The 418-nt window shown below is 62.0% G+C and carries 1 protein-coding gene; it reads right to left on the bottom strand.

Annotated features, from left to right (window positions below):
- Nucleotides 1-182 precede the first annotated feature (182 nt).
- Nucleotides 183-418: aldo/keto reductase (locus tag AC1DF3_RS37155; RefSeq protein WP_478142835.1), on the bottom strand; the 236-nt coding region annotated here is incomplete at its 5' end.

Raw genomic sequence — 418 nt, 5'->3', positions numbered from 1 at the left:
AGCCAGCCTCGTCCGCACCCCACACATCGGTGCCAAAGGTCATTGTGCCGAGCGCCAGGGGGCTGACGATAAGGCCGGATCGGCCAAGGGCGCGGTAATTGGTGAGAGACATGCTTTTTCTTTCGCAACGATTGGGGGAATGATCCGAACTTGCAGGTGCGGACCGGGCTCGCGAGGCGCGGTCAGATCCAGATCGGCGCGAATTCTTCGGCATAGCGCTCACCGAAACCGCCTTCAGGCAGGATTTCCTTGATCTTCGCTAGGTCTTCCGCCGTCAGCACCAGATCGGCGGCACCGACGTTTTCCGCGACGCGCTCCGCTTTGCGAGAGCCCGGGATCGGCACGATGTCGTTGCCCTGAGCCAGCAACCAGGCGAGCGCCAATTGCGATACGGTCGCGCACTTCGATGCAGCAAGCT

Source organism: Variovorax sp. 10N432, assembly GCF_056394465.1.
Note: the sequence above shows the minus strand (reverse complement) of the source record. Positions and strands in the feature narration are given on the sequence as shown.